The organism is Tenacibaculum amylolyticum (assembly GCF_964511145.1).
GTDB lineage: Bacteria > Bacteroidota > Bacteroidia > Flavobacteriales > Flavobacteriaceae > Polaribacter > Polaribacter amylolyticum.
Map to the genome: position 1 here is coordinate 50,411 of NZ_CAZEFZ010000033.1, position 25,596 is coordinate 76,006.

The window sequence follows — 25,596 nt, forward strand, 5'->3', positions numbered from 1 at the left end:
AATTTTGGGGATTATGAATAGGCAGCAATATATAAATTTATTTCTTCTTTGCTGTCTTTCTAGGTTTTTTTTTCGTTGTTTTTTTAGCCTCAAATAACTTAACTGCTTCTTCCTTAGAAAACTTATCTATTTCTGTTGTTTTTGGAAGTTCAACTTTAGTTTTTCCTTTGATTACATTAAACCTTCCCCATCTTGCTTTTTCTACTCTAATTCCAACATCTTCCCAGTTATGAATCAACTTCTCTCTTTCTTTCTTTTTCTTATCTTCTATTAATTCTTCTAAATCTTCCTGAGTTAAATTATCAAAATCATATTTCTTATTTACATTGATGAAAATTGAGTTCCATTTAATGAAAGGGCCAAATCTACCTACACCTTTTTGTATTGGTAACCCTTCATACTCTCCTATTGGAGCATCTGCTTTTCTTTTAGCTTCAATTAATTCAATAGCACGATCCATATCGACAGACATAGGATTTTCATCTTTATCTAATGATACGTATTTTCCATCAAATTTAATGTAAGGACCAAATCTTCCGTTTGCTACCACTACCTCCTTAGCTTCATACTCTCCTAATGTTTTAGGTAATTTAAACAGATCCATTGCCTCTTCGAAAGTAATCGAACTCATTGTTTGATCTCCTTGTAAGCTAGCGAACTTTGGTTTCTCTTCATCTGTTGCCTCTCCTATTTGAATCATTGCACCAAATCTTCCTAACCTTACATATACGTTTTTACCTGAATCAGGATCGACACCTAACAAACGTTGTCCACTTGCTCTCTCTGCATTCTCCGCAACGTCTTTTACAGTAGGATGAAAATCATGATAGAACTCTTTAATAACAGAAGTCCAATTCTCTTTACCATCTGCTATATTATCGAAATCTGTCTCTACTTTTGCAGTAAAACCATAATCTAATATGCTTGCAAAATTTTCAACAAGAAAATCATTTACAATATTACCTATATCAGTAGGCATCATTTTTCCTTTATCGGCTCCTACTTTTTCAGTTAATTTTTGTTCTGAAATCTTATTATCTTTTAGTAATATTTGCATATAACTGCGTTCAACTCCTTCAGCTGTACCTTTTTCTACATAACCTCTTCGTTGTACTGTTGAAATTGTTGGTGCATAAGTAGACGGTCTACCAATTCCTAACTCCTCTAAGTGTTTTACTAAAGAAGCTTCTGTATATCTAGCTGGAGGTCTTGTATATCTTTCTGTAGTTGTTATATATTGGTTATTTAACTCTTCTCCAATTTTCATTTTTGGAAGTGTTCCTGCTTGTTCTTCTTCTTCATTATCTGTTCCTTCTAAATATACTTTTAGAAACCCTTCAAATGTAATTACCTCACCATTAGCAGAAAACTCTTTATCATTCTTATTATTCGCTATTCTTACATTAGTACGTTCTAATTGCGCTTCGCTCATCTGAGAAGCAATAGTACGTTTCCATATTAAACTATATAATCGGTCTTGATCATAATCTACAGACACCGTATGGCGCTCCATATTCGTAGGTCTAATAGCCTCATGCGCTTCTTGCGCTCCTTTTGATTTTGTAGAAAAGTTACGAGGTTTACTATATTCTTTCCCATATGAGTTTTCAATTTCTTGTGCTGCTGCACTTACAGCTTCTGAAGATAGATTTACACTATCTGTTCTCATATAAGTTATTAATCCAGCTTCATATAACCTTTGCGCCATTAACATGGTCTTAGCAACAGGGAATCCTAATTTACGAGATGCTTCTTGCTGTAATGTAGAAGTTGTAAAAGGCGCAGCCGGTGATTTTTTAGCTGGTTTTGTTTGTAAGTCTGAAACTGAAAACTCAGCAGACAAACATGAGTTTAAGAAAGCTTCTGCTTCCTCTTTTGTATTGAAGTTCTTAGGTAATTTTGCTTTAAACTTCTTATTGTTTGCATTTATAAATTCTGCATCTACTCTATAAGAAGCTACTGGTGTAAACCCTTCAATAGCACGTTCTCTCTCTACAATTAATCTTACAGCAACAGATTGTACACGACCCGCAGATAATCCTGCTTTTACTTTTCTCCATAATACAGGAGACAGCTCGTATCCTACTATTCTATCCAACACCCTTCTTGCTTGCTGCGCATCTACAAGGTTATAATTAATTGTTCTAGGAGTTTCTATTGCTTTTAAAATTGCACTCTTAGTAATTGAGTTGAAAACAATTCTCTTTGTATTTTCTTTATTCAGTTTTAATTGTTCTGCTAAATGCCATGCAATAGCCTCTCCTTCACGATCCTCATCGGAAGCTAACCAAACAATCTCTGCTTTCTTAGCTAAGTCTTTTAACTTCTTAACTACCGCCTTTTTATCTGAAGACACTATATATTTCGGATTAAAATCGCCCTCTACATCTACTCCTAGTTCCTTCGACGGTAAATCTGCAATATGCCCGAAACTTGATTCTACTTGAAAATCTTTTCCGAGAAATTTTTCAATAGTCTTCGCCTTAGCAGGAGACTCAACAATTACTAAATTCTTTGCCATGTATCTTCTCTTCTCTATTTTATACCTTATTATTACTTACAACCTATACCTTATTATATAGGGTGTATTTCAATTTGCAAAAGTATATAGTTTTTTTTTATTAAAAATTGTTTTAAAAGAATTAACGCTAATTTAAAATGCAAACAGTTAATTTATTTTATGACAATTTGTCATAAAATTAGGAATTTGGTTGTATCTTTGCTCGCTACTTAGAACGAGATTAGACACATGGAACAGATTGAAAAAGTTATAGACGAAAAAAAACAAGGAAAACCTTTATTAACTGAGCAAAAAGATGGTAACTCCAAGAAACTTTTTATTGAAAGTTATGGGTGCCAAATGAACATGAATGACAGTGAAATTGTTGCTGCAATTCTTGCTGAGCAAGGTTTTAATACCACAGGAAATATTAATGAAGCAGATTTAGTATTAGTTAATACTTGTTCTATTAGAGAGAAAGCTGAAACAACTGTTCGTAATCGATTAAAGAAATATAATGCCGTAAAAAAAGTAAACCCAAAAATGAAAGTTGGAGTTTTGGGTTGTATGGCTGAGCGTTTGAAAGCTAAATTTTTAGAAGAAGAAAAAATTGTAGACCTTGTTGTAGGACCAGATGCTTATCGTGATTTACCAAATTTAGTAGAGGAAGTAGAAGCTGGTAGAGATGCTGTAAATGTTATTTTATCTAAAGAGGAAACCTATGCAGATGTTTCTCCTGTAAGATTAAATTCAAATGGTGTTTCTGCTTTTGTATCGATTACAAGAGGTTGCGATAATATGTGTACTTTTTGTGTAGTTCCATTTACACGTGGTCGCGAAAGAAGTAGAGACCCTAAAAGTATTATGGAAGAAATTCGATCTATGCATGATAAGAACTTCAAAGAAATTACTCTATTAGGTCAAAATGTTGATTCATATTTATGGTATGGAGGTGGATTAAAGAAAGACTTTAAGAAAGCTTCTGAAATGGCACAAGCAACTGCGGTTAATTTTGCTCAGCTTTTAGATATGTGTGCTACTGAGTTTCCTAAAATGCGATTCAGATTCTCTACATCTAATCCGCAAGACATGACTTTAGATGTAATTCATGTAATGGCTAAGCACAAAAATATTTGTAAATATATCCACTTACCTATTCAGAGTGGAAGTAACCGTATGTTAGAAGCGATGAATCGCCTACATACTCGTGAAGAATATTTAGAACTAGTTGAAAATATTTATAAGATTGTTCCTGAAATGAATTTAAGTCAGGATATGATTGCTGGTTTCTGTGGAGAAACAGAAGAAGATCATAAAGACACTCTTGATTTAATGGATAAAGTAAAATACAGCTTCGGTTTTATGTTTGCTTATTCTGAAAGGCCAGGAACTCTTGCTGCTAAGAAAATGGAAGATGACATTCCTTTAGCTATTAAAAAGCGCAGATTACAAGAGATTATTAATCTCCAGCAAGAACATAGTTTATACAGAGCTAAAGAACATGTTGGTAAAATTCAAGAAGTTTTAATTGAAGGAACTTCTAAAAAATCAGATGCTCATTGGAAAGGTCGTAATACACAAAATACTGTAGTAGTTTTCCCTAAAGAACATTATAAAATGGGCGATTTCGTCAACGTAAAAGTTGAAGATTGTACTACTACCACTCTATTAGGAACTGCTGTAGGATATTCTGATAACAATTAATTAGTAAAAGACAACAAAGAATTAAGACTAATGAATTCTTAATTCTTTTATCTTTAAATCTTGCTTCAAAAAAGAAACATGGAAAATTTACAAGCTATAAAACAACGATTTGGAATTATTGGTAATGATATGTTACTCAATAGAGCCATCGAAAAAGCAATTAGAGTAGCTCCAACAGACATCTCGGTTTTAGCTATAGGAGAAAGCGGTGTTGGTAAAGAGAATATTCCAAGAATTATTCATCAGCTATCTCACAGAAAGCATGCAAAATACATAGCTGTAAACTGCGGAGCAATACCTGAAGGAACTATAGATAGTGAATTGTTTGGTCATGAAAAAGGAGCTTTTACAGGTGCAACGCAAACCAGAAAAGGCTATTTTGAAGTAGCTGATGGAGGTACTATTTTTTTAGATGAAGTTGGAGAACTTCCCTTAACAACACAAGTTAGATTGCTCCGTGTTTTAGAAAATGGTGAATTCATTAAAGTAGGGTCTTCTCAAACACAGAAAACAAATGTGCGTATTGTTGCTGCTACTAATGTTAAAATGCAGGACGCCATTCGAAAAGGTAAGTTTAGAGAAGATTTATATTACAGATTAAGCACTATAGAAATTGCGCTTCCACCTTTACGTGAAAGAGGAAATGATATTAGTTTATTGTTTAGAAAATTCGCTTCAGATTTTGCTCAAAAAAACAGAATTCCTGTTATTCGTTTAGACGAAAATGCCAACCAAATGTTATTAAATTATCGTTTTCCTGGAAACATTAGACAGTTAAAAAACATTGCTGAGCAGGTTTCTATTATGGAGGAAAATCGTACGATATCTAGTGAAATTTTAGCGCATTATCTACCCGACCTCCCTGGTAATTTACCAATGGTAGTCGATAAAAAAGACTCTTCAAGTGATTTTTCAAGCGAACGAGACATTATGTATAAGATATTGTTTGATATGCGTAATGACATTAACGACTTGAAAAAATTGACGCTAGATTTAATGCGTAGTGGTAATGTGCAAGAAGTACAAGAAGAACATAGAGGGCTTATTCAAAGAATTTATAGCGATCAAGAACCAATAACGCCAACTACTCATAATGTAGAAGTTGTTCAATTGCCTGAAAATCCTACTCCTGAAAATAATTATGATTTTGTTGAGACGATAGAAGAACACGAAAACTTATCTTTACAAGAGAAGGAAATTGAAATGATAAGAAAATCTTTAGAGAGAAATAAAGGAAAACGAAAATTAGCAGCTAAAGAACTAGGAATTTCTGAAAGAACACTTTATCGTAAAATCAAACAATATGATTTATGATAATTTAGAAGAAAACATTAATTGAACTCAAAAAATGAAAAGAACTTTATTCATACTTTTTGCATCTTTAAGTTTTATTTTTTTAATTGGATGCGGAGCTTATTCTTTTACAGGAGGTAATACTGGAAATGCAAAAACAATTCAAGTAAACTTTTTCCCGAATCAAGCACCTTTAGTAGAACCAAGTTTAAGTCAACGTTTTACACAAGACTTACAGGATTTATTTACTAGACAAACAAATTTAACTTTAGTAAACGCTGGTGGCGATCTACAGTTTGATGGTGAGATTGTTGGTTATAGGATTACACCAACAAGTGCAACTGCTAATCAAACCGCAGCACAAAACAGATTGACTATTACAATTAATGTACGTTTCACTAATAATTTAAATGAAAAAGACGATTTTGAAAAACCTTTTTCTTTTTATTATGATTATGGAGCTGCTCAACAATTAAGTGGTAGTGTATTAGAGGAAGCTTTTAATGAAATTTTAGGAAGAATTACTCAAGATATTTTTAATGCTTCTGTAGCAAAATGGTAAAAGATAATTTTTTAACACTTCTTAATAATCCCAATATAATTCAACAAGAAAATACTGTTGAATTAAAATCAATTGTTAAAAAACATCCTTATTTTCAGTCAGCCAGAATATTATTCTTAAAGACCTTAAAAGATCAGGAAAGTTTTAAGTACAATAATGAACTAAAAGTTACTGCTGCATACACTGCAGATAGAGCTGTTTTATTTGATTATATTACGTCTAAAGCTTTCACTGAAAAAGTTAATGACATTACTAGGGAAGAGAATACAACTACTCAAACAAAAGCTAATAAACCTTCAACAATCGTTGAGCAAGTAAAAGAAGAGTTACACATAGGAGAACCTATCTCATTTACAGAAAATGAAACACATTCTTTTAATCAATGGTTACAGTTATCTTCTAGTACATTAAAAAAAGTTATCCCTGTACCAGAAACAGAAAACACATTACAAAAAAACATTATCGATCGTTTTATTGCTATTAATCCAAAAATATCGAGAGTAAATAAAAGCCAACCTATACAAGCAAAACCTGTAGACACGCAGCAAGAACCTGTTTTGATGACAGAAACCTTAGCTAAAATTTACTTGGAACAGAAAAAGTATGACAATGCGATAAAAGCTTATGAAATATTAAGTTTGAAATATCCAGAAAAAAGTGGTTTATTTGCAGACCAAATTAGAAAGATCAAAATTTTACAAAAATCATAATAAAGACATGTATTTACCAATTTTAATATTAATAATTATCGTTGCGATTGCATTAATCTTAATCGTAATGGTACAAAACCCTAAAGGAGGAGGATTATCTTCTACTTTTGGAGGAGGAGGCCAAAATATTGGAGGAGTTCAAAGCACTAATAACTTCTTAGATAAAACTACGTGGACTTTAGCAATTGCTATGTTTGCTTTAATTTTATTATCAAACTTCGCTATTGATAGAGGTAATACAAACAATGCTCCTGAGTTAAACAATGCATTAGATGGTGTTGAAACTACTGCACCAGCTACTACAACTCCTGCTGAAACTACTACTAAAGATTCAGTAAACTAAGGATATTTAGATACAATATTTAAAAATGCCAACGATGACACGTTGGCATTTTTTTTATTTCACTTTTTTTATAAATATCTTCGCGAAGTAAAATTGTCAGTTTTATACCAATGGCATAATTTCTGTCAATTTCAACAAAGAAAATTCAAACATAGATTAATCAAAATTTTTAAAATAAAATGGGATTAAATATCAAACCTTTAGCAGATAGAGTTCTTGTAGAACCAGCTGCAGCTGAGACTACTACCGCTTCAGGAATTATTATACCTGATAATGCGAAAGAAAAACCACAAAAAGGGACTGTTGTTGCCGTAGGAAATGGTAAAAAAGACGAACCTTTAACAGTACAAGTAGGAGATACTGTTTTATACGGAAAGTATTCTGGTACTGAGCTTAAATTTGAAGGTAAAGATTATTTGATGATGAGAGAATCTGACATTTTAGCGATCATCTAAATAACAACTAATTAATCACAAACAAAGAAAATAAAATGGCAAAAGATATAAAATTTGATATTGAAGCACGCGACGGTTTAAAACGTGGTGTAGATGCTTTAGCTAATGCTGTAAAAGTAACTTTAGGACCAAAAGGTCGTAATGTAATTATTTCTAAAGCTTTTGGTGCTCCACACGTTACTAAAGATGGTGTTTCTGTAGCAAAAGAAGTAGAATTAGAAGATGCTCTAGAAAACATGGGAGCACAAATGGTAAAAGAAGTAGCTTCTAAAACAAATGATTTAGCTGGAGATGGTACTACTACTGCTACTGTTTTAGCACAAGCAATTGTAAAAGAAGGATTAAAGAATGTAGCTGCAGGTGCAAATCCTATGGATTTAAAAAGAGGAATTGATAAAGCTGTAGCTTCTTTAACTCAAGATTTAGCTAAGCAATCTAAAGAAGTAGGAGATTCTTCTGAAAAAATTCAACAAGTAGCTTCTATTTCTGCAAACAACGATTCTGTTATTGGAGATTTAATTGCTACTGCTTTTGGAAAAGTTGGTAAAGAAGGTGTTATTACTGTTGAAGAAGCTAAAGGAACAGATACGTATGTAGATGTTGTTGAAGGAATGCAGTTTGACAGAGGTTATTTATCTCCATACTTCGTAACCAATGCAGATAAAATGATTGCTGAGTTAGAAAACCCTTACATCTTATTATTTGATAAGAAGATTTCTAACTTACAAGAAATTTTACCAATCTTAGAACCAGTTGCACAATCTGGTCGTCCGTTATTAATTATTGCTGAAGATGTAGACGGACAAGCATTAGCGACTTTAGTAGTAAATAAATTAAGAGGAGGATTAAAAATTGCTGCTGTAAAAGCTCCAGGATTTGGAGATAGAAGAAAAGCAATGTTAGAAGACATTGCTATCTTAACTGGTGGTACTGTAATCTCTGAGGAAAGAGGTTTCTCTTTAGAAAATGCAACGTTAGATTTATTAGGAACTGCTGAAACAGTAACAATTGATAAAGATAATACTACTGTTGTAAATGGAGCAGGTGATGAAGAGCAAATTAAAGCGCGTGTAAACCAAATTAAAGCACAAATCGAAACTACAACTTCAGACTACGACCGTGAGAAGTTACAAGAGCGTTTAGCTAAATTAGCTGGTGGTGTTGCTGTATTATATGTTGGTGCTGCTTCTGAAGTAGAAATGAAAGAAAAGAAAGACCGTGTAGATGATGCTTTACATGCAACTCGTGCAGCTGTAGAAGAAGGTATTGTTGCTGGTGGTGGTGTTGCTTTAGTTCGTGCTAAGAAAGTATTAGAGACTTTAACTTCTGATAATTTAGATGAAACTACAGGTATTCAAATCGTAAACAAGGCTATTGAATCTCCATTACGTACAATTGTAGAAAATGCAGGAGGTGAAGGTTCTGTAGTAATCAATAAAGTTTTAGAAGGAGAAAACAATTTTGGATACGATGCTAAAACTGAACAGTATGTAGATATGTTAGAAGCTGGTATTATCGATCCTAAGAAAGTAACTCGTGTAGCTTTAGAAAATGCTGCTTCTGTAGCTGGTATGATCTTAACTACTGAATGTGCTTTAGTAGATATTAAAGAAGATGCTCCAGCTGGTGGAATGCCTCCAATGGGTGGTGGAATGCCAGGAATGATGTAAGCATTTGCTTCAGATAATAAAATTTTAAATAAGTCTTGAGTTTTATAAACTTCAAGGCTTATTTTTTTGGTATAATTCTTGTTGATTTTCCTTTTGTTACCCAAACTTAGATTGCAATGAAGAAAATAGTATTATGCCTAGTATCTCTTATTTTTTGTTATACCCTTTTTTCTCAGCAAAAAATTGATAGTAGTTATGTAAGTTATTTTGAAAACACTAGAGAGATTCCTTTTTTACATCTCAATAAAACTACTTTTTTACAAGGAGAAGAAATTTGGTTTAAAACCTACATACAAGAACAAAACTCTCAAAAACTACATACTTCTACATCCAATCTTTACGTGTCCATTTTTGATCAATCAGGTATACTAAAAGACCAACAATTAATACATATTAAAAACGGACTTGGTCTCGGTAATATTCTTCTCGACTCTACTTATAAAGACAAAAATTATTATATAAAAGCCTCTACAAGATGGATGAAAAATTTTGAAGAAGACAATGCTTATTATCAAAAAATAAACATCATTTCTTCAACAACTAATATAACCAATATTTTATCCGAAAAAGACTTCTTTGAATTCAAACTACTTCCAGAAGGAGGCCATTTTATAGCTAACACCACAAACAATATAGGGATCCTTATTAAAAACTCTAATAACAAAGGTCTCCAAATTAAAAAGGGAGTTATTAAAGATCAAAACAATAAGATTATACGTCAATTTACCACAAATGAATTTGGAATGAATAGTGTACGTCTTTTTATTAAAGAAAATCAAACATATACATTTTACGCTACTTTATCTAATGGCTCTGAAATAAAAACAACCACCACCTCTCCTTCACCTCAAGGTATTGCTTTACATATTGTCAACAAAAAAAATGAACCACTTGTTATTAATGCTATCACTAATAAAAAAACATCAAGTGTATTTGCAGGAAAGTCGTATAGAATTATGATACATAATACTAGAAATTTCAGAAATTATTCTTTTACAATGAATCGTAATAAACAGAATTATATATTTATTATAGGTAAAGAAGACTTACCCCCTGGATTAAATATTATTACATTATTTAATGAAAACAATGCTCCTATAAGTGAGCGATTAACCTTCATTCATTCAGATAATTTATTTGAAAATGTTAGAATAAAAGTTAGAAAATCTATTACCGACTCTTTAAAAGTTACTTTTTCAAACCCATCTAGAGAAACTATTAATGTTAGTGCTTCTTTTTTACCTTACAACACAAAGGCATACAATCCTTCAAATACCATAAGCACTTCTTTTTTACTAAGGCCTTATATTAAAGGCTCCATACAAAACCCAGCTAAATATTTTGGCCCATACTATAAAAAACAACAAAGAGACCTTGATCTATTGTTACTTACTCAAGGATGGAGTAAATACAATTGGAATACTATTTTTAATACCCCACCTGCCATAAACTATCCTTTTGAAAATGGTATAAATATTACAGCTACACTTAATAAACCGATAAAACAAAAACAATTTATTGTTATACATTCTAAAGAAAATAACTTAATACAAATAATTCCTCCCAATAAAAACCCTTGGGTAATAAGAAATAGCTTTATTAAGAAAAATTCTATTATAGACTTTTCTTTGAATAATGAAGATTTTGCTAAAAAAATTTCTCCTGCATTATCTTTTTCTACAGGAAAAATAAATGAAACTTTCAATTCTTTTAATTTATTTAAAAATGAAACATTAGAGGTCGCTAATTTCTCATTACTGAAAGGTGATTTTGAAACTCTAGATGAAGTAATTGTACAAGCAAATAAAAGAAAAAAAATAGACAACAACATCACATATGGAACTGCTAGTAATCTACAAAAAGGAAACGTTCAAGATTTAAAAGTAGGAGATAATGAAACTATTATAGATTTTTTACTCACTAAAAGTTATAAACTAACATATAATTACCTAGGAGATTTATCTATATCTAAACGAAGAGGAATTAATAGAACTAATAAAGGAAGTTACGGGAACTCTAATGCTAAAATATTCTTAGATAGAAATGATGTTACTGGAATGGCTTGGATTTTAGATAGAATTTATTTAAACACAGTAAAAGAAATATTTTATGGAAATAACCCTCAAAGATCAAGAGAGGAAATTCATATTTTTTCATTAACCCCATCTGAATATATAACTAAAAGTGATGAATACACTCATGTAAAATTACCTATAGGTTTTGCTACAGAAAAAAAATATTATAATCCTAAATATCCTTCTCTTCAAGATGATACTTATTTAAAATATGGAGGCCTTTTTTGGAGACCTAATATTACACTAGATCCTTACGCCAGATTAACCTTTAAAATCCCAAAACACACACAACAAAAAATTAATGTGTATATTGAAGGGATTTCTACTACTGGAAAACTAATTTCAAAAAAAACAGTTATTAAAACTGAATAAAAAACTTAGTATTATAAAGTTTTTGGGTAAATCACATTACTTCTAGTCTCGTTTACTCATTGTAACGTATCATTCACTCATTCCTCTTTTTTGCAGAAATGAATATTCAATAGTTTTAGTGCTAATCACTAATTTAAACTACACTTTATGATAAAAAAAGTACTATCAAGCATTTTATTCTTTTTATTTTTAAGTATTAATGCTCAAAAAAGAGGATTTAACAACAGTTATATAAATTACTTTCAAAACACACGAGAAGTCCCTTTTTTACAACTAAATAAAACTACTTTTCTACAAGGTGAAGAAATTTGGTTCAAAGCTTATATTCAAGAACAAAATTCTCAAAAACTCCATTCAACAACATCAAATTTATATGTTTCAATTTTTGATGAATCTGGAGAATTAAAAGATCAACAATTAATCCATATCAAAAATGGTATGGGAAATGGAAATATCTTGCTAGATTCTACTTTTACCAATAGTAATTATTACATAAAAGCCTCTACGCGATGGATGAAAAACTTTGAAGAAGACAATGCTTTCTACCAAAAAATTAAGCTTGCTTCTACAAGAGATAAAGAAGTTTCAACAACTATTCCTGAAGAAGATTTTTTTGAGTTTAAATTATTTCCTGAAGGTGGTCATATTATCGCTAATACTCTAAACAGCTTAGGAATTCTAATTAAAGACTCCAATAATAAAGGGATTAAAATACAGGAAGGTCTTATAAAAGATCAAGACAATAAAGTTATTCGAAAGTTCTCTACAAATAAATTCGGTATGAATAGCGTACGTTTATTTTTTAAAGAAAATAGCAGTTACACATTTCATGCTTATTTATCTAACGGTTCTGAAATTAAAGTAACAACACCTAAACCTAAAAAACAAGGTATTTCATTAATTGTTAATAATAAAAGTTCGAAAGAAGTAGTTGTTAACCTTGTAAGTAATCATGAAACTTTACAGTCAATTGCAGGAAAAAAATATAACGTACTGGTTCATAATACTAGAAACTTTACAAACTATCCTTTTGTTTTTAAGAAAAACAACTTAAACCATGCATTAGTTTTACAAAAATCACAGCTTGGTTCTGGAATAAATATTATTACTGTTTTTAACGAAAAAAATACTCCTATAGCAGAAAGACTAATCTTTAACTATTCAGATAATTTATTCTACAACTTAAATATTCAAGGTAAGCGAAGTATAAATGATTCTTTACAAATAGGAATAACTAATCCTACTAATGAAAAAATATATGCTAGTGCTTCTTTTTTACCTCATAACACTATTGCTTACCAACCTACTTATAATATCGTTTCATCATTTTTATTAAAGCCATATGTAAAAGGAACTATTCAAAACCCTTCTGCATATTTTAAAGGAAATTCTAAAAAACAGCAAAGAAACCTCGATTTATTATTACTTACCCAAGGCTGGAGTAAATATAATTGGCATACTATTTTTAATTCCACTCCTCGTACTATACATCCTTTTGAAAACGGTATTGATATTACTGCTAAAGTGAATAAAGGATTAACGAATAAACAATCGATCTTACTATACTCTAGAGATAATAATATGGTAAGGATTTTACCACCTAAAGAGCAACCTTGGGTTATTAAAAACTCTTTTATTAAAAAGAATTCAGTATTCGACTTTGCTCTTAAAAGTAACGACAACTTATATAAAATAAGACCTGTGCTAGCCTACTCTAATAATAAAATGTCTGAAAAAATTAATCTAAGTAAATTAAAAAAAACTAATAACAAAGAGTTAGAAGTGGCTAACTTTAAACCGTTAGATAATGAATTTGAAGCATTAGATGAAATTGAAATACAAGCAAAAAAGAGGAAAAAGTTTGAAAATTCAGAAAAAGTATATGGAGCCCCTACAATACTTTCGAGAAGAAGAATGGAAGATATGATTGTAGCTTCTGGAGAAACTATTATTGATTATATAAAATCTAGGCTCTATAAAGTTAGTTACGATAATTCTGGGAATTTACAAATACTTCCTAGAGGTTTGGTTACACCATCAGGCCCTAAGAATGCTATTTCTACTGAAGATGAAGGTTTTTTAGCCGATAATGTTATAGAGTCAAGTAATAATAGTGATAGTAAATATGGAAGACCTTCTGTAAGAGTATATCTGGATGGGGCTGAAATTAGTGATAACCTATTCCTATTAGAAGGAATCTATTTAAATACTGTAAAAGAAGTCTTTTACGGAAGAAGCCCTGGAAGAATTGGAGAAGAAATTCATGTTTTCACTGTATCCCCCGGTGAATACGAAGATAAACGTGCAGAATATACTCATGTAACTGTACCTGTAGGTTTTGCTACTGCAAAAGAATATTACAATCCTAAATACCCTTCTTTTACAGATGCTACTTATCAAAAATATGGTGCTATTTTCTGGAATCCAAATATCTCTATAGCTCCTAATGGAAAATTAGATTTTAATATTCCAACCAATATGCAAAAACATATTAATATCTATATCGAAGGTATTTCTGAATCTGGAAAACTAATTTCTAAAAAAATAATCATTGCTAACTAGCATACTTTTTATAAAGTATTATCAGAAATTTAAAAAAATATTCTATGAAAAAAACAATACTATCAAGTATTCTATTCATCTTTTTTTTGAGCGTTAATGCTCAAAAAAAAGAAATAGACAGTAATTATATAAACTATTTTCAAAATACACGAGAAGTCCCCTTTCTACATCTAAATAAGACTACTTTCTTGCAAGGAGAAGAAGTCTGGTTTAAAGCTTATGTTCAGGAACAAAATTCTCAAAAACTCCATCCAACAACATCAAATTTATATGTTTCAATTTTTGATGAATCTGGAAAATTGAAAGATCAACAATTAATACATATTCAAAATGGTATGGGTAATGGGAATATTTTATTAGACTCCACTTATACCAATAACAATTATTATATAAAAGCATCTACTAGATGGATGAAAAATTACAAAGAAGATAATGCTTTTTATCAGCGTATTAAAATTGCTTCTACAAAACAGCAAAACAATATTATTGCTACTGAAAAGGAGTTTTTCGAATTCAAGCTATTTCCTGAAGGAGGTCACATTATAGCAAATACTATAAATAATATTGGTATTCTTATAAAAGACGCTAATAATAAAGGTGTACAAATAGAAAAAGGAGTTATTAAAAACCAGAATGGTAAAATTGTACGGCAGTTTGTTACCAATAAATTTGGGATGAATAATATTCGTTTATTCTTTAAAGAAAATGAATCTTATACTTTTCATGCTATCTTAAGCAATGGTTCAGAAATTAAAACACAAACTCCAAAACCAGAACGATTAGGTATTGCTTTAATTGTAAACAATAAAATTCCTGAAAAATTGGCTATAAACCTTGTCAGCAATATTCAAACTTTGAAAATGCTTTCGGGTAAACAATACAACATATTAATACATAACACTAGAAGTTTTAAAAATTTTCCTGTTACTTTTAATAGTAAAAACCTAAATCATGTTTTAGTATTACAAAAAGGTCAACTGGAACCTGGAATACAAATAATTACAGTTTTCGATGAAAATAACATTCCTGTAGCAGAAAGATTGATTTATTTGTATTCAGATAATTTATTTACAAGTTTTAATGTTAGTAGTAAAAAAGTTGGCAATGATTCTTTGCAAATCAATTTTACTAATCCAACTAATGAAAAAATATATGCTAGTGCTTCTTTTTTACCTTCTACTACAATAGCTAATAAACCTAAAAACAATATAATTTCAACTTTTTTATTACAACCATATGTAAAAGGAAACATTCAAAATCCTTCTGAATATTTTAAAGGGAATTCTAAAAAACAACAAAGAGATTTAGACTTATTATTACTTACACAAGGTTGGAGTAAATATAAATGGAATCATATTTTCAATAATTCTCCAAGCATCAAATATGCTTTTGAAAATGGTATTGATATTACTGGAAAAGTCAACAAAAAGCTTTCTAGTAAGCAATCTATCCTCATATACTCTCAAGAAAATAACTTACTTAGAACAATTAATTCTAGTGAAAACCCGTGGACATTAAAAAATAGTTTCATAAAAAAGAACTCCGTTGTTGATTTTAGCATTCATACTAAAGAAAACCTAACAAAAATTGCTCCTGCTTTATCTTATTCTACTGGAACATTAGTAGATAAACTGAATTTTAATCAAATAGCTAACACTAAATATATAAGTAAGGATATATCTAACTTTACCCCTCTCAAAAACAATTTTGAAACTTTAAACGAAGTAGAAGTAAAGGCTAAGAAAAAAAAGAATCAAATTCATAAAGACTATATTGAAGCAGGAGGTTATAGAAATATTAACATGAAAGATATCATCGTCCATTCTGGAGAAAACCTAGTAGATTTTATGCTTTCTAAAACTCCTCCGTCTAGAAGAATATCTAGAGTTCAATTAAATGGCAGAGATATATCTAGAGAACCTTGGTTATTAGAGAATGTGTATTTAGATCAGGTTAAAAGTATGTATTTTGGTTCAGATATGTTTTCTTTAGGACCCGCTGGTTATGCTTTTTTTATATTCACATATTCTCCTAACGAATATAATTCCAAAAAATCTAGTATGATGCAAGTTAAAATCCCTATTGGTTTTGCTACAGCTAAAGAATATTATAATCCAAAATATCCTTCTTATACAGATACTACTTATCAAAAATATGGTGCTATTTTTTGGAATCCTAATATTTCTATAGCTCCTAATGGGAAGCTAGATTTTAATATTCCAACCAATATGCAAAAGAACATTACTATGTATATAGAAGGCATTTCAATATCAGGAAAACTTATTTCTAAACAAGTAACTTTAAAAACCAAATAAAAAAACTCCCAAATTGGGAGTTTTTTTTATTTAACCTTTTTTATGATCTTTCACTACTTGTTCATCTCGGTATTTACAACAAGGATCTAGTTGGTCATATTTTTCTTGCGGTGCTTTTACAGCTTTGGTATCGTGTCCTACATTGGTAACACTTTCACGAACTTTATTTTCATCTGTTTTACGTTCGTCTATAATTACCATCAACTGATGTGAATTTAAATCCCAATTCGCAAACTTTACTCCTTTTGTGTTTAAAGCTGCTTTTTCAATACGTTTTTTACACATCATACAAACACCATCTACTTCAAAAGATAGTTTTTTATTACGTTTTTTCTTTTGTGCTTGTGTAGCAAAAGCCACAAATACAATACAAATTAATGTGAATACTTTTTTCATGATATTATGTTTTAATCAATTTTAAATCTGAATCCTGCATAGTAAGCACTTCCAAAAATAGGTGCATACACAATTGTACTATCAAAGTTTGCACCAAAAGGATTTTCACTACCTAGAATAGGATTCTCTTGTTGAACATTCGTTATATTCTCTCCTCCTATATATACTTCAAACTTATCTGAAAACACTTTAGTGATTTGCGCATTTAACAAACTATATCCTTTAGTATAACTTGGTAATTGTAATGCAATTGGATTTGAAGAGGTATTAGGAAGACGTTGGGTTCCTATAAAATTATATGTTGTATCAAATTTCCATTGACTTCCATTATCGCTTTTCTTTGTTTCAAAAGAAGCATTAGCAAAATAACGATGTTTAGGTTGCAATGGTTTGGCTAAATTTCCTGAAATATAATCTGTAGATACATCAAAAAACTTATATGCTGTTCTAATATTAAAGCGCTTTATTGGCTCGTAATTTATCTCTATTTGAAAACTATTTGCAATACTACTACCTGTTAAATTATAGAAAGATATTTCTTGTGGGTTTTCCCAATCTACAACGACTTGGTTTTCGAAATTTGTTTGATAGTAATCTATGGTTACATCTCCTTTTCTATTAAACAATCTAAAACCTTGTAAAAATGATACTCCATAATTCCAGGCAATCTCAGGATCTAAACCATAAATATTTCCTCCAGTACTTTGTATTGCTATTTGTCTTGATGAAGCAAATAATTGCTGGTTCTCTGCAAAAATATTAGCACTTCTTTTACCTCTACCTATTGAAGCTCTTAATACTCCTTTTTCCCAAGGCACATATCTTAGATGCAATCTTGGTGTAAGAAAAGTTCCTAATAAATTATGACGATCTAAACGTAAACCAGCTGTTAGGCTAAAATTTTCTGTATTATCATAAGCATATTCAAAAAATGCTCCTATAGAATTCTCATCTCTATCAAAATTCGTGGTTTCTACTAACTCTTTATAATCATCATAAGTAAAACTCAAGCCAGTTTTAAACTTATGACGTGTATCTCCAATAATAGAATTAAAAATATAGTTCGCATAAACACTTTCATGTTTAATATCATAATTACGTAATCCAAAATAAGAATCCTGATTATGATTACTATATGCTATTTGTAATCCCATACTTTGAAATGGTAGTTCTGGAAATACATAACCTACTTTTGCAGAAAAATCAAAACGTTTTGTTTTAATTTCACTACCCCAAATTGTTGTAGAACCTTTGTCTACATCTGGATTAAAATTAAGTTGCCCAGTTTGCTTTCGATCGTTTAAAAAACGAAAATTTAAAAAGCTAACCCAACCTGTTTCATTATTCGTAAACTGCCAACGGTTCATCACGTTTATTTGCTCAGCCAAAGGAGCATCTAAAAAGCCATCTCCATTATTATCAAATTTTTGACTCCTTAAATCGCCATGTGCATACAAACCTGTTTGCCATTTTTCGTTTAATTTCTGATTAAAATGTGTATTTAGTTCTAAACGCCCATTTCGGTTTCCATATCCATTTATAAAGAATTTATTATCGCTATAAGGTTTTACTAACTCTGCGTTAATCTGCCCTGAAATACTTTCAAAACCATTAACTACACTTCCAGCTCCTTTCGTTATTTGTATACTTTCTACCCAAGTACCTGGTGTAAATGTGAGTCCGTATACCTGAGAAGCTCCTCTAACCATTGGTATATTTTCCTGAGCAATTAATAAATATGGGCTGTTTAATCCAAGCATTTGAATTTGACGTGTTCCTGTTAAAGCATCAGAAAAATTAACATCAATAGATGGATTCGTTTCAAAGCTTTCTGCTAAATTACAGCATGCTGCTTTTAATAGTTCTTCACTATTTACTGTAAATACATTTTGCGTTTGTAAAAACGATTTTGATGTTGCTTGTTTTCTTGCAGAAATTGCAATTTCATCTAATGTATTTTCTTCTGTTATAAAATGATGAATCGGTTTTAAGTTTTTAATTTCAATAGTATCGGTTTTATAACCAACAAAACTAATTACTAACTTTTTGTAGGTTGGTTTGTATGGTATTTCAAACCATCCTTTTTCATTGGTTGTAGTTCCTATATTGGTGTTAAGCCAATATACGTTTGCTCCAAAAACTCCAAGGTTATCTTTCGGGTTGTTTTTATCCATTACCATCCCTTTAAAAGTTTCTTGTGCTAAGAGCTGTGCATTTACCAATAGAAATGCACACCATAATATTTTAAATTTCATGCGTATCTATGATTTATATTTTACATTTTTTTATAGCCACATAAAGGCTATTTCTTTAAAAAAATGCTTTTAAATCATATGATAAATACCTCGTGAAGTAATTGAATATCTTTTGTTAGTTTCGGAGGATTATAATACTTATGCGGTACTTTTTCTCCTTCTAAGTCGTTAAATAAATTGTAGTAACTAGCTACAAAAGCAACTAGAAAATGTTGTTTTTCTAAATCGAACTTTTCAACATCGTTTTTTAGTATATCTTGTCCTTCTATTTGTTGTATTTCGTCTTTACAACATTTTTTCTTTTTCACAACTTGTGGAGCATCACAACTTCCATCTTCTACTTCTGCTACACAATCGTCTGCATTTCCAAAATAAGATATTGCTACTAAAAATTCTCCACAAAAATGCTTTTCAACCGTGAAAGAAAACGTTGAAAACAACACTAATAGTGCCATTAAAGAGGATACTATTTTATTAAGGATAAACTTCATTTACATTGCAAAAATACGAAAAGTTTTATTAAAGAAGGGTTAAATTTTTCTTTCCACCACGTAATCAATCATTTGAAGTAACGAATTTTTATACTCAGAATCTGGATAATCTTCTAAAATAGAAAGCGCTCTGTTCTTATAATCGTGCATTTTTTGAGTGGTATACTCTAAGCCTCCACTCTCTTTTACAAATGCAATTACTTCTTTTACTCTTTTTTTATTTTTATTGTGTTTTTTTACAGAATTGATAAGCCATTTTTTCTTTTCTGGAGAACAATTATTCAATGTATAAATTAAAGGCAGTGTCATCTTTTGTTCCTTAATATCTATACCTGTAGGCTTTCCTATTTTATCTTCTGTATAATCAAATAAATCATCTTTAATTTGAAAAGCAATTCCAATATACTCTCCAAATTTTCGCATTTGTTGTACAGTTTCATTATTAGCGCTTACAGAAGCTGCTCCAATACCACAACAAGCTGCTATTAAAGTAGCAGTTTTCTGACGAATAATTTCAAAATATACATCTTCTGTAATATCTAATTTTCTTGCTTTTTCTATTTGTAGTAACTCTCCTTCACTCATTTCTCTAACAGCAATAGAAATCAATTTTAGCAAATCAAAATCTTCATTATCTATGGAAAGTAATAAACCTTTAGAAAGTAGAAAATCTCCTACTAGCACAGCTATTTTATTTTTCCATAAAGCGTTAATTGAGAAAAAACCTCTTCTTCTATTACTATCATCTACTACATCATCGTGCACAAGAGTTGCTGTATGAATTAATTCTACAATAGAAGCCCCTCTATAAGTTCGTTCGTCAAAACTTCCTTTAGAAACCATTTTTGCAACTAGAAAAACAAACATCGGACGCATTTGTTTTCCTTTTCTTCTTACAATATAATAAGTGATTCTGTTTAATAAAGGAACTTTAGACAACATCGAGTCTTTGAACTTCGACTCGAAAAGCTCCATTTCTTTTGCAATAGGTAGTTTTATTTGCTCAACTGGCTTCATTACAGCATACATTTCACAATGGAAGACCAAAAGTAAAGAAATTTAATTGATTATTTTCGCTTATAATCTTTAAAGGATGAAAAGCATTTTTATAAGCCTCTGCTTTCTAATTAGTGGAGTTATTTTTTCTCAAAATAATACGCAACAATTCCCCAATGATTTTTTAGGCATCTATCTAGGAGAATTACAAATTACTACTTCAAAAGGAGCTCAAAAAATCCCAATGGAATTTCATTTGCTTAAAACCGATTCTATTCATAAATATGAATATAAATTGGTTTATGATGAAAGCCCTAGAAACTATACTTTAGTTGTTATAGACAAAGAGAAGGGTATTTTCGAAATAGATGAAAATAATGGAATTGCATTACCAGCATATACAAATGACAATGTATTATACAGCTTCTTTGAAGTACAAGGAAATTTCTTAAGTACTCGTTTAGATTTTAATAAAAAAGACGAATTAACTTTTGAAATTTTATTCTCAAAACTAGATAAAAAAACACAAACTGGTGGTACTTCAAAAGAGATTCCTATTGTATATGGTTATCCAATTACTGTTTTTCAAAAAGCTATTTTAAAAAAGAAAAGCTAATATTTAATTACCAAGCTTAAGAAGGGACTGTTTGTAGTTTTCGTATTCTCTTAAATCTATTCCATAATTGTTTATTTCTTCTTTTATAAATAGAAAGTGTTCCTCTATCTAACCCAAAATAGAACAGACTAATTCCAGCCGGTGGATTTGCGCTCGGTAAAAACTCGAATTTACCATAAGCAATACTTGGCCATACCCAACATTCAAGGGACGTCCCTACAATTTCTACAATCGCAACAATAAAATACATGCTTAAATAAAACAATCGCTCTTTTGGGTATTTTCGTAAGGAAAGAAAGACAACAACTGTAAGAATAAAACCGAAAACATCATTTCTATAAACAAGGAATAGAACTGAATAAATAACAATAAAAATGGTTATAAAAAGCTCTATTTGTTTTCTATGCGATTTTACTTTTTGTTTTCTAGAAAATAGATAAATCCCTAAGAAAACAATAGCATGACCAAAAGGAACATAATGAGGAATATTATGTAAGCGATACGTATACATTCCTAAAAATAAAGAAAAGAAATACTCTCCTATAACACCTATTAACAAAGCATAAAATAGCTGTTCTCGCACACGTGGAGTACCTTTCTTCAGTAGATATAAATATAGAATAACAGCAAGAATATTATTTAACCACTGTCCATTTTCATAGTAGTTCTCTGCAAAAAATCTACTATCAAGAAATAATCCTAGGAAAATTATAAAAATTAACCACCCAATCGACTGAAAGGTTTGTCCTAATAAAGTTGTGGAAAGTTTCATTTACGATTTATTAGCAAGTTGACCACAAGCAGCATCAATATCTTTTCCTCTAGAACGACGTACATTTACAACAATATCGTTCATTTCTAAATTTGAAATATAATTGTTTAATGCTCTTTCAGAAGCTTGCTGAAACTCTCCATCGTCTATAGGATTGTATTCTATTAAATTTACTTTTGCCGGTACGTATTTACAGAACTTTACTAGCGCATCTATATCTTCTTTTCGATCATTAATTCCTTGCCAAACCACATATTCATATGTTATTTTACGATTTGTTTTTTCGTACCAATACTCTAAAGCTTCTCGTAAATCTGTTAGTGGAAATGTTTTATTAAAAGGCATTATAGAAGTTCTTACATCGTCTAAAGCTGAATGTAGAGAAACTGCTAAATTAAATTTCACTTCATCATCTGCCATTTTTTTAATCATTTTAGGCACTCCAGAAGTAGATAATGTAATTCTTTTTGCAGACATTCCTAAACCTTCAGGAGATGTAATCTTATCAATTGCTTTAATAACATTATTATAGTTCATTAAAGGTTCTCCCATCCCCATAAATACAATATTGGTTAATTTATGATTATGGTACAAACGACTTTGTTTATCTATTGCTACTACTTGATCATAAATTTCATCTGCATTTAAGTTCCGCATTCTTTTTAAGCGCGCAGTAGCACAAAACTTACAATCTAAACTACACCCCACCTGACTCGACACACAAGCTGTTGTTCTTTTTTCTGTAGGAATTAATACCGATTCTACAATTAATCCATCATGTAATTTAATGGCATTTTTAATGGTTCCATCATTACTTCGCTGCATTGCATCTACCTCAATATGATTGATCACAAAATTTGCATCTAGCATTTCACGAGTTGCTTTTGAGATATTTGTCATATCATCAAAAGAATGTGCTGCTTTGCTCCACAACCATTCATATACTTGATTACCTCGAAAGGCTTTATCTCCATTCTCTACAAAGAAATCTCTTAATTGTTCTTTGGTTAAAGCTCGTATGTCTTTCTTTTTAGGTTTCATCGTCATCAAAAATAGCAAAAACCTCACAGATAGTTATTTGTGAGGTTTTCTTTATGTTTATGCTTTCTACTTTCTTAATTATATAATTAACATCGCATCTCCGTACGAGTAGAATTTATATTTTTCTTTTACTGCCTCTTCATAAGCCTGCATTACAAAATCGTATCCTGCAAAAGCAGCAACCATCATTAATAAAGTAGATTTAGGCGTATGGAAATTAGTTACCATGCTATTCGCAATACTAAAGTCATATGGAGGGAAAATAAATTTATTTGTCCAACCATTAAACTCATTTAAACGATGACTTGCAGACACAGAAGATTCTACAGTTCTCATTACTGTAGTTCCTACTGCACATACTCTACGTTTTTGATCTAACGCATTGTTTACAATATTACATGCCTCTTCTGGAATGATAATTTGCTCAGAATCCATTTTATGTTTCGAAAGATCTTCTACTTCTACTGGGTTGAAAGTTCCTAAACCAACATGTAATGTCATTTCTGCAAAATCTACTCCTTTTATCTCTAAACGCTTCATTAAGTGCTTAGAAAAGTGTAACCCTGCTGTTGGAGCTGCAACTGCACCTTCGTGCTTTGCATATATTGTTTGGTAGCGCTCTTCATCCTCTGGCTCTACATCTCTCTTAATATATTTAGGTAATGGTGTTTGCCCTAAAACAATTAATTTTTTACGAAACTCTTCATAAGAACCATCAAATAAGAAACGTAATGTTCTACCTCTAGAGGTTGTATTATCAATAACTTCAGCAACTAAACTCTCATCTTCTCCAAAGAATAATTTGTTTCCAATACGAATTTTACGAGCTGGATCTACTAAAACATCCCATAATCTATGTTCTGCATTTAATTCTCTTAATAAGAACACTTCAATTCTTGCTCCTGTTTTCTCTTTATTTCCATACATTCTTGCAGGAAATACTTTCGTATTATTCAACATCATTACATCTCCTTCATCGAAGTAATTGATTAAATCTTTAAACAACTTATGTTCTATTGTTTGTTCTTTACGATTTAATACCATTAAACGAGCTTCATCTCTATGCTCTGAAGGATATTCTGCTAATAATTCTTTCGGTAATTCGAAGTCAAATTGAGATAATTTCATTGTAGAATCTTTGTTAATGGCGGCAAATATACGATTTCGACATAGGGGTTGTCAAGCCTTTTTGGTTTTATTTTATTTCTTCTTGGTGAATTCCAACTTTTTCAAGATCAATCCAAAAGTTCTTATACGACTTTGTTACAACTTCCGCGTTTAAAATACGAATAGAAGTTTTCAATGCTAGTGGTGCAAAAGCCATTGCCATTCGATGATCGTTATATGTTTTTATACTTATATCTGAATGTATTTTATCTGAAGTTTCTAAATGTAAACTTTCATTAGTTACAGAAATAATAGCTCCTAATTTTGTTAGCTCTTCTTTAAGTGCTTCTAAACGATCTGTTTCCTTAATCTTTAATGTATGTAATCCTTCTAAATTACAAGCAATACCAAGTCCAAAACACGTTGCGGCAATTGTTTGTGCAATATCTGGTGCTTCTACTAAGTTTAACTCTAATGTTACTGTGTTTGTTTCTTGCTTTTTCTCTAGAGTAATTGTATTATTTTGGAATGTAGTATACACTCCAAAATGTTCGTAAATAGTTGCTAAGCAACTATCTCCTTGTAAACTCTCTTTTTTATACGATGATAATGTAATTTCTGTTCCTACAGCACTTAAAGCTACTATAGAATAAAAATACGAAGCAGAACTCCAGTCAGCTTCAACTACTACTGTTTTATCAGCTATTTTATGTTTAGGTTTTATATTGATGAAAGCACCATTAAATGTTGTTTCAATCCCTAGTTGTTCCAGTAAACTTAGCGTCATTTTTATATAAGGAATTGAAGTAATCTTTCCTTTTAATTCTACTTCTAATCCTTTTGGTAAACTAGCTGCAATCAGTAATAAAGCAGAAATGTATTGACTACTTACATTTCCATCTATAACAACTTTACTTTCTTCTAATTTTTTACCATGTATTTTTAAAGGAGGGTATCCTTCTTTCTCTATATATGTTATATCTGCACCTAAACTTCTCAATGCATCTACCAATATTTTAATTGGTCTGTTATGCATTCGTTCCGAACCTTGTAAAATCTTCTCTACACCTTCTTGAGCAGCAAAAAAAGCAGTTAAAAATCGCATTGCCGTACCTGCATGTCCAATATCTGCAATTTCAGAATCGCTACTTAATGCATGCTGCATATGCTCAGAATCATCGGAGTTAGATACATTTTCTATATGCAATTCTGGATATAACTGTTGTAAGATTAACAGTCTATTCGATTCACTTTTAGAACCAGAGATTACAATATTATTTTTAAACAATTGATTTTTAGGAATCTTTAACAACAAGTCCATTGACAAAATTTTATATTTAGCTTCTTAATCAACTAAACAA

General features: G+C 30.6%; 20 protein-coding genes. 11 read left to right on the top strand and 9 right to left on the bottom strand.

Annotated elements, in window-relative coordinates:
* Positions 1–37 precede the first annotated feature (37 nt).
* The gene (gene topA, locus ACKTTC_RS11335; protein ID WP_408039942.1) at positions 38–2,521 is read right to left on the bottom strand and encodes a type I DNA topoisomerase; all 2,484 of its coding nucleotides are present in this window, start codon (positions 2,519–2,521) and stop codon (positions 38–40) included.
* Positions 2,522–2,749: 228 nt separating this feature from the next.
* Between topA and miaB the strand changes: the two genes are divergently transcribed.
* From miaB to ACKTTC_RS11385, 10 genes are all read left to right on the top strand, one after another.
* On the top strand, positions 2,750–4,204 hold the full coding sequence (gene miaB / locus ACKTTC_RS11340) for a tRNA (N6-isopentenyl adenosine(37)-C2)-methylthiotransferase MiaB (protein ID WP_408039943.1): 1,455 nt from the start codon (positions 2,750–2,752) through the stop codon (positions 4,202–4,204).
* Between the two features lie 78 nt (positions 4,205–4,282).
* Entirely contained in the window at positions 4,283–5,518 is a 1,236-nt protein-coding gene (locus ACKTTC_RS11345; RefSeq protein WP_408039944.1) for a sigma 54-interacting transcriptional regulator, read from the top strand.
* Positions 5,519–5,552: 34 nt separating this feature from the next.
* The gene (locus ACKTTC_RS11350) at positions 5,553–6,059 is read left to right on the top strand and encodes an LptE family protein (RefSeq protein WP_408039945.1); all 507 of its coding nucleotides are present in this window, start codon (positions 5,553–5,555) and stop codon (positions 6,057–6,059) included.
* A complete protein-coding gene (locus ACKTTC_RS11355) occupies positions 6,053–6,769 on the top strand; it encodes a tetratricopeptide repeat protein (RefSeq protein ID WP_408039946.1) in 717 nt (238 codons plus the stop codon). The genes ACKTTC_RS11350 and ACKTTC_RS11355 overlap by 7 nt, the downstream gene beginning before the upstream one ends.
* A gap of 7 nt (positions 6,770–6,776) precedes the next feature.
* Entirely contained in the window at positions 6,777–7,112 is a 336-nt protein-coding gene (secG, locus tag ACKTTC_RS11360; protein WP_408039947.1) for a preprotein translocase subunit SecG, read from the top strand.
* Positions 7,113–7,291: 179 nt separating this feature from the next.
* The gene (locus ACKTTC_RS11365; RefSeq protein WP_408039948.1) at positions 7,292–7,567 is read left to right on the top strand and encodes a co-chaperone GroES; all 276 of its coding nucleotides are present in this window, start codon (positions 7,292–7,294) and stop codon (positions 7,565–7,567) included.
* Between the two features lie 35 nt (positions 7,568–7,602).
* Positions 7,603–9,237 carry a chaperonin GroEL gene (gene groL / locus ACKTTC_RS11370; protein ID WP_408039949.1) on the top strand — a complete coding sequence of 545 codons (1,635 nt, stop codon included), beginning with the start codon at positions 7,603–7,605 and terminating at the stop codon, positions 9,235–9,237.
* A gap of 116 nt (positions 9,238–9,353) precedes the next feature.
* A complete protein-coding gene (locus ACKTTC_RS11375) occupies positions 9,354–11,684 on the top strand; it encodes a hypothetical protein (protein WP_408039950.1) in 2,331 nt (776 codons plus the stop codon).
* 147 nt (positions 11,685–11,831) lie between these two features.
* Positions 11,832–14,246: a hypothetical protein gene (locus ACKTTC_RS11380; RefSeq protein ID WP_408039951.1), complete on the top strand. Its 2,415-nt coding sequence runs from the start codon at positions 11,832–11,834 to the stop codon at positions 14,244–14,246.
* Between the two features lie 44 nt (positions 14,247–14,290).
* The gene (locus ACKTTC_RS11385; RefSeq protein WP_408039952.1) at positions 14,291–16,561 is read left to right on the top strand and encodes a hypothetical protein; all 2,271 of its coding nucleotides are present in this window, start codon (positions 14,291–14,293) and stop codon (positions 16,559–16,561) included.
* Between the two features lie 30 nt (positions 16,562–16,591).
* On the opposite strand, the gene ACKTTC_RS11390 is transcribed toward ACKTTC_RS11385, so the two are convergent.
* The 4 genes from ACKTTC_RS11390 to ACKTTC_RS11405 all read right to left on the bottom strand — a co-directional run bounded on the left by ACKTTC_RS11390 (position 16,592) and on the right by ACKTTC_RS11405 (position 20,720).
* A complete protein-coding gene (locus ACKTTC_RS11390) occupies positions 16,592–16,957 on the bottom strand; it encodes a heavy-metal-associated domain-containing protein (protein ID WP_408039953.1) in 366 nt (121 codons plus the stop codon).
* 11 nt (positions 16,958–16,968) lie between these two features.
* Entirely contained in the window at positions 16,969–19,131 is a 2,163-nt protein-coding gene (locus ACKTTC_RS11395; protein WP_408040041.1) for a TonB-dependent receptor, read from the bottom strand.
* 155 nt (positions 19,132–19,286) lie between these two features.
* Positions 19,287–19,703 carry an HYC_CC_PP family protein gene (locus ACKTTC_RS11400; RefSeq protein WP_408039954.1) on the bottom strand — a complete coding sequence of 139 codons (417 nt, stop codon included), beginning with the start codon at positions 19,701–19,703 and terminating at the stop codon, positions 19,287–19,289.
* 39 nt (positions 19,704–19,742) lie between these two features.
* Complete coding sequence (locus tag ACKTTC_RS11405; protein ID WP_408039955.1) at positions 19,743–20,720, bottom strand: polyprenyl synthetase family protein; 978 nt, start codon at positions 20,718–20,720, stop codon at positions 19,743–19,745.
* 76 nt (positions 20,721–20,796) lie between these two features.
* On the opposite strand from ACKTTC_RS11405, the gene ACKTTC_RS11410 reads away from it, so the two are divergent.
* On the top strand, positions 20,797–21,315 hold the full coding sequence (locus tag ACKTTC_RS11410) for a hypothetical protein (RefSeq protein ID WP_408039956.1): 519 nt from the start codon (positions 20,797–20,799) through the stop codon (positions 21,313–21,315).
* Positions 21,316–21,331: 16 nt separating this feature from the next.
* On the opposite strand, the gene ACKTTC_RS11415 is transcribed toward ACKTTC_RS11410, so the two are convergent.
* The 4 genes from ACKTTC_RS11415 to ACKTTC_RS11430 all read right to left on the bottom strand — a co-directional run bounded on the left by ACKTTC_RS11415 (position 21,332) and on the right by ACKTTC_RS11430 (position 25,556).
* Positions 21,332–22,087, bottom strand: coding sequence for a hypothetical protein (locus ACKTTC_RS11415; RefSeq protein ID WP_408039957.1), 756 nt, complete (start codon positions 22,085–22,087; stop codon positions 21,332–21,334).
* The gene (gene rlmN, locus ACKTTC_RS11420; RefSeq protein WP_408039958.1) at positions 22,088–23,128 is read right to left on the bottom strand and encodes a 23S rRNA (adenine(2503)-C(2))-methyltransferase RlmN; all 1,041 of its coding nucleotides are present in this window, start codon (positions 23,126–23,128) and stop codon (positions 22,088–22,090) included.
* Positions 23,129–23,206: 78 nt separating this feature from the next.
* Positions 23,207–24,256: a tRNA preQ1(34) S-adenosylmethionine ribosyltransferase-isomerase QueA gene (queA, locus tag ACKTTC_RS11425; protein ID WP_408039959.1), complete on the bottom strand. Its 1,050-nt coding sequence runs from the start codon at positions 24,254–24,256 to the stop codon at positions 23,207–23,209.
* Between the two features lie 67 nt (positions 24,257–24,323).
* The gene (locus ACKTTC_RS11430; protein ID WP_408039960.1) at positions 24,324–25,556 is read right to left on the bottom strand and encodes a 3-phosphoshikimate 1-carboxyvinyltransferase; all 1,233 of its coding nucleotides are present in this window, start codon (positions 25,554–25,556) and stop codon (positions 24,324–24,326) included.
* Positions 25,557–25,596: the final 40 nt, after the last annotated feature.

What these genes read in the sequence shown, in the direction of transcription:
- ACKTTC_RS11405 (WP_408039955.1), bottom strand. Translation starts at nt 20,720, where the DNA reads ATGAAGCCAGTTGAGCAAATAAAACTACCTATTGCAAAAGAAATGGAG.
- ACKTTC_RS11345 (WP_408039944.1), top strand. Translation starts at nt 4,283, where the DNA reads ATGGAAAATTTACAAGCTATAAAACAACGATTTGGAATTATTGGTAAT.
- ACKTTC_RS11395 (WP_408040041.1), bottom strand. Translation starts at nt 19,131, where the DNA reads ATGGATAAAAACAACCCGAAAGATAACCTTGGAGTTTTTGGAGCAAAC.
- ACKTTC_RS11415 (WP_408039957.1), bottom strand. Translation starts at nt 22,087, where the DNA reads ATGAAACTTTCCACAACTTTATTAGGACAAACCTTTCAGTCGATTGGG.
- miaB (WP_408039943.1), top strand. Translation starts at nt 2,750, where the DNA reads ATGGAACAGATTGAAAAAGTTATAGACGAAAAAAAACAAGGAAAACCT.
- ACKTTC_RS11400 (WP_408039954.1), bottom strand. Translation starts at nt 19,703, where the DNA reads ATGAAGTTTATCCTTAATAAAATAGTATCCTCTTTAATGGCACTATTA.
- rlmN (WP_408039958.1), bottom strand. Translation starts at nt 23,128, where the DNA reads ATGAAACCTAAAAAGAAAGACATACGAGCTTTAACCAAAGAACAATTA.
- ACKTTC_RS11380 (WP_408039951.1), top strand. Translation starts at nt 11,832, where the DNA reads ATGATAAAAAAAGTACTATCAAGCATTTTATTCTTTTTATTTTTAAGT.
- ACKTTC_RS11410 (WP_408039956.1), top strand. Translation starts at nt 20,797, where the DNA reads ATGAAAAGCATTTTTATAAGCCTCTGCTTTCTAATTAGTGGAGTTATT.
- ACKTTC_RS11375 (WP_408039950.1), top strand. Translation starts at nt 9,354, where the DNA reads ATGAAGAAAATAGTATTATGCCTAGTATCTCTTATTTTTTGTTATACC.
- topA (WP_408039942.1), bottom strand. Translation starts at nt 2,521, where the DNA reads ATGGCAAAGAATTTAGTAATTGTTGAGTCTCCTGCTAAGGCGAAGACT.
- ACKTTC_RS11365 (WP_408039948.1), top strand. Translation starts at nt 7,292, where the DNA reads ATGGGATTAAATATCAAACCTTTAGCAGATAGAGTTCTTGTAGAACCA.
- ACKTTC_RS11350 (WP_408039945.1), top strand. Translation starts at nt 5,553, where the DNA reads ATGAAAAGAACTTTATTCATACTTTTTGCATCTTTAAGTTTTATTTTT.
- queA (WP_408039959.1), bottom strand. Translation starts at nt 24,256, where the DNA reads ATGAAATTATCTCAATTTGACTTCGAATTACCGAAAGAATTATTAGCA.
- ACKTTC_RS11430 (WP_408039960.1), bottom strand. Translation starts at nt 25,556, where the DNA reads ATGGACTTGTTGTTAAAGATTCCTAAAAATCAATTGTTTAAAAATAAT.
- secG (WP_408039947.1), top strand. Translation starts at nt 6,777, where the DNA reads ATGTATTTACCAATTTTAATATTAATAATTATCGTTGCGATTGCATTA.
- ACKTTC_RS11385 (WP_408039952.1), top strand. Translation starts at nt 14,291, where the DNA reads ATGAAAAAAACAATACTATCAAGTATTCTATTCATCTTTTTTTTGAGC.
- ACKTTC_RS11355 (WP_408039946.1), top strand. Translation starts at nt 6,053, where the DNA reads ATGGTAAAAGATAATTTTTTAACACTTCTTAATAATCCCAATATAATT.
- ACKTTC_RS11390 (WP_408039953.1), bottom strand. Translation starts at nt 16,957, where the DNA reads ATGAAAAAAGTATTCACATTAATTTGTATTGTATTTGTGGCTTTTGCT.
- groL (WP_408039949.1), top strand. Translation starts at nt 7,603, where the DNA reads ATGGCAAAAGATATAAAATTTGATATTGAAGCACGCGACGGTTTAAAA.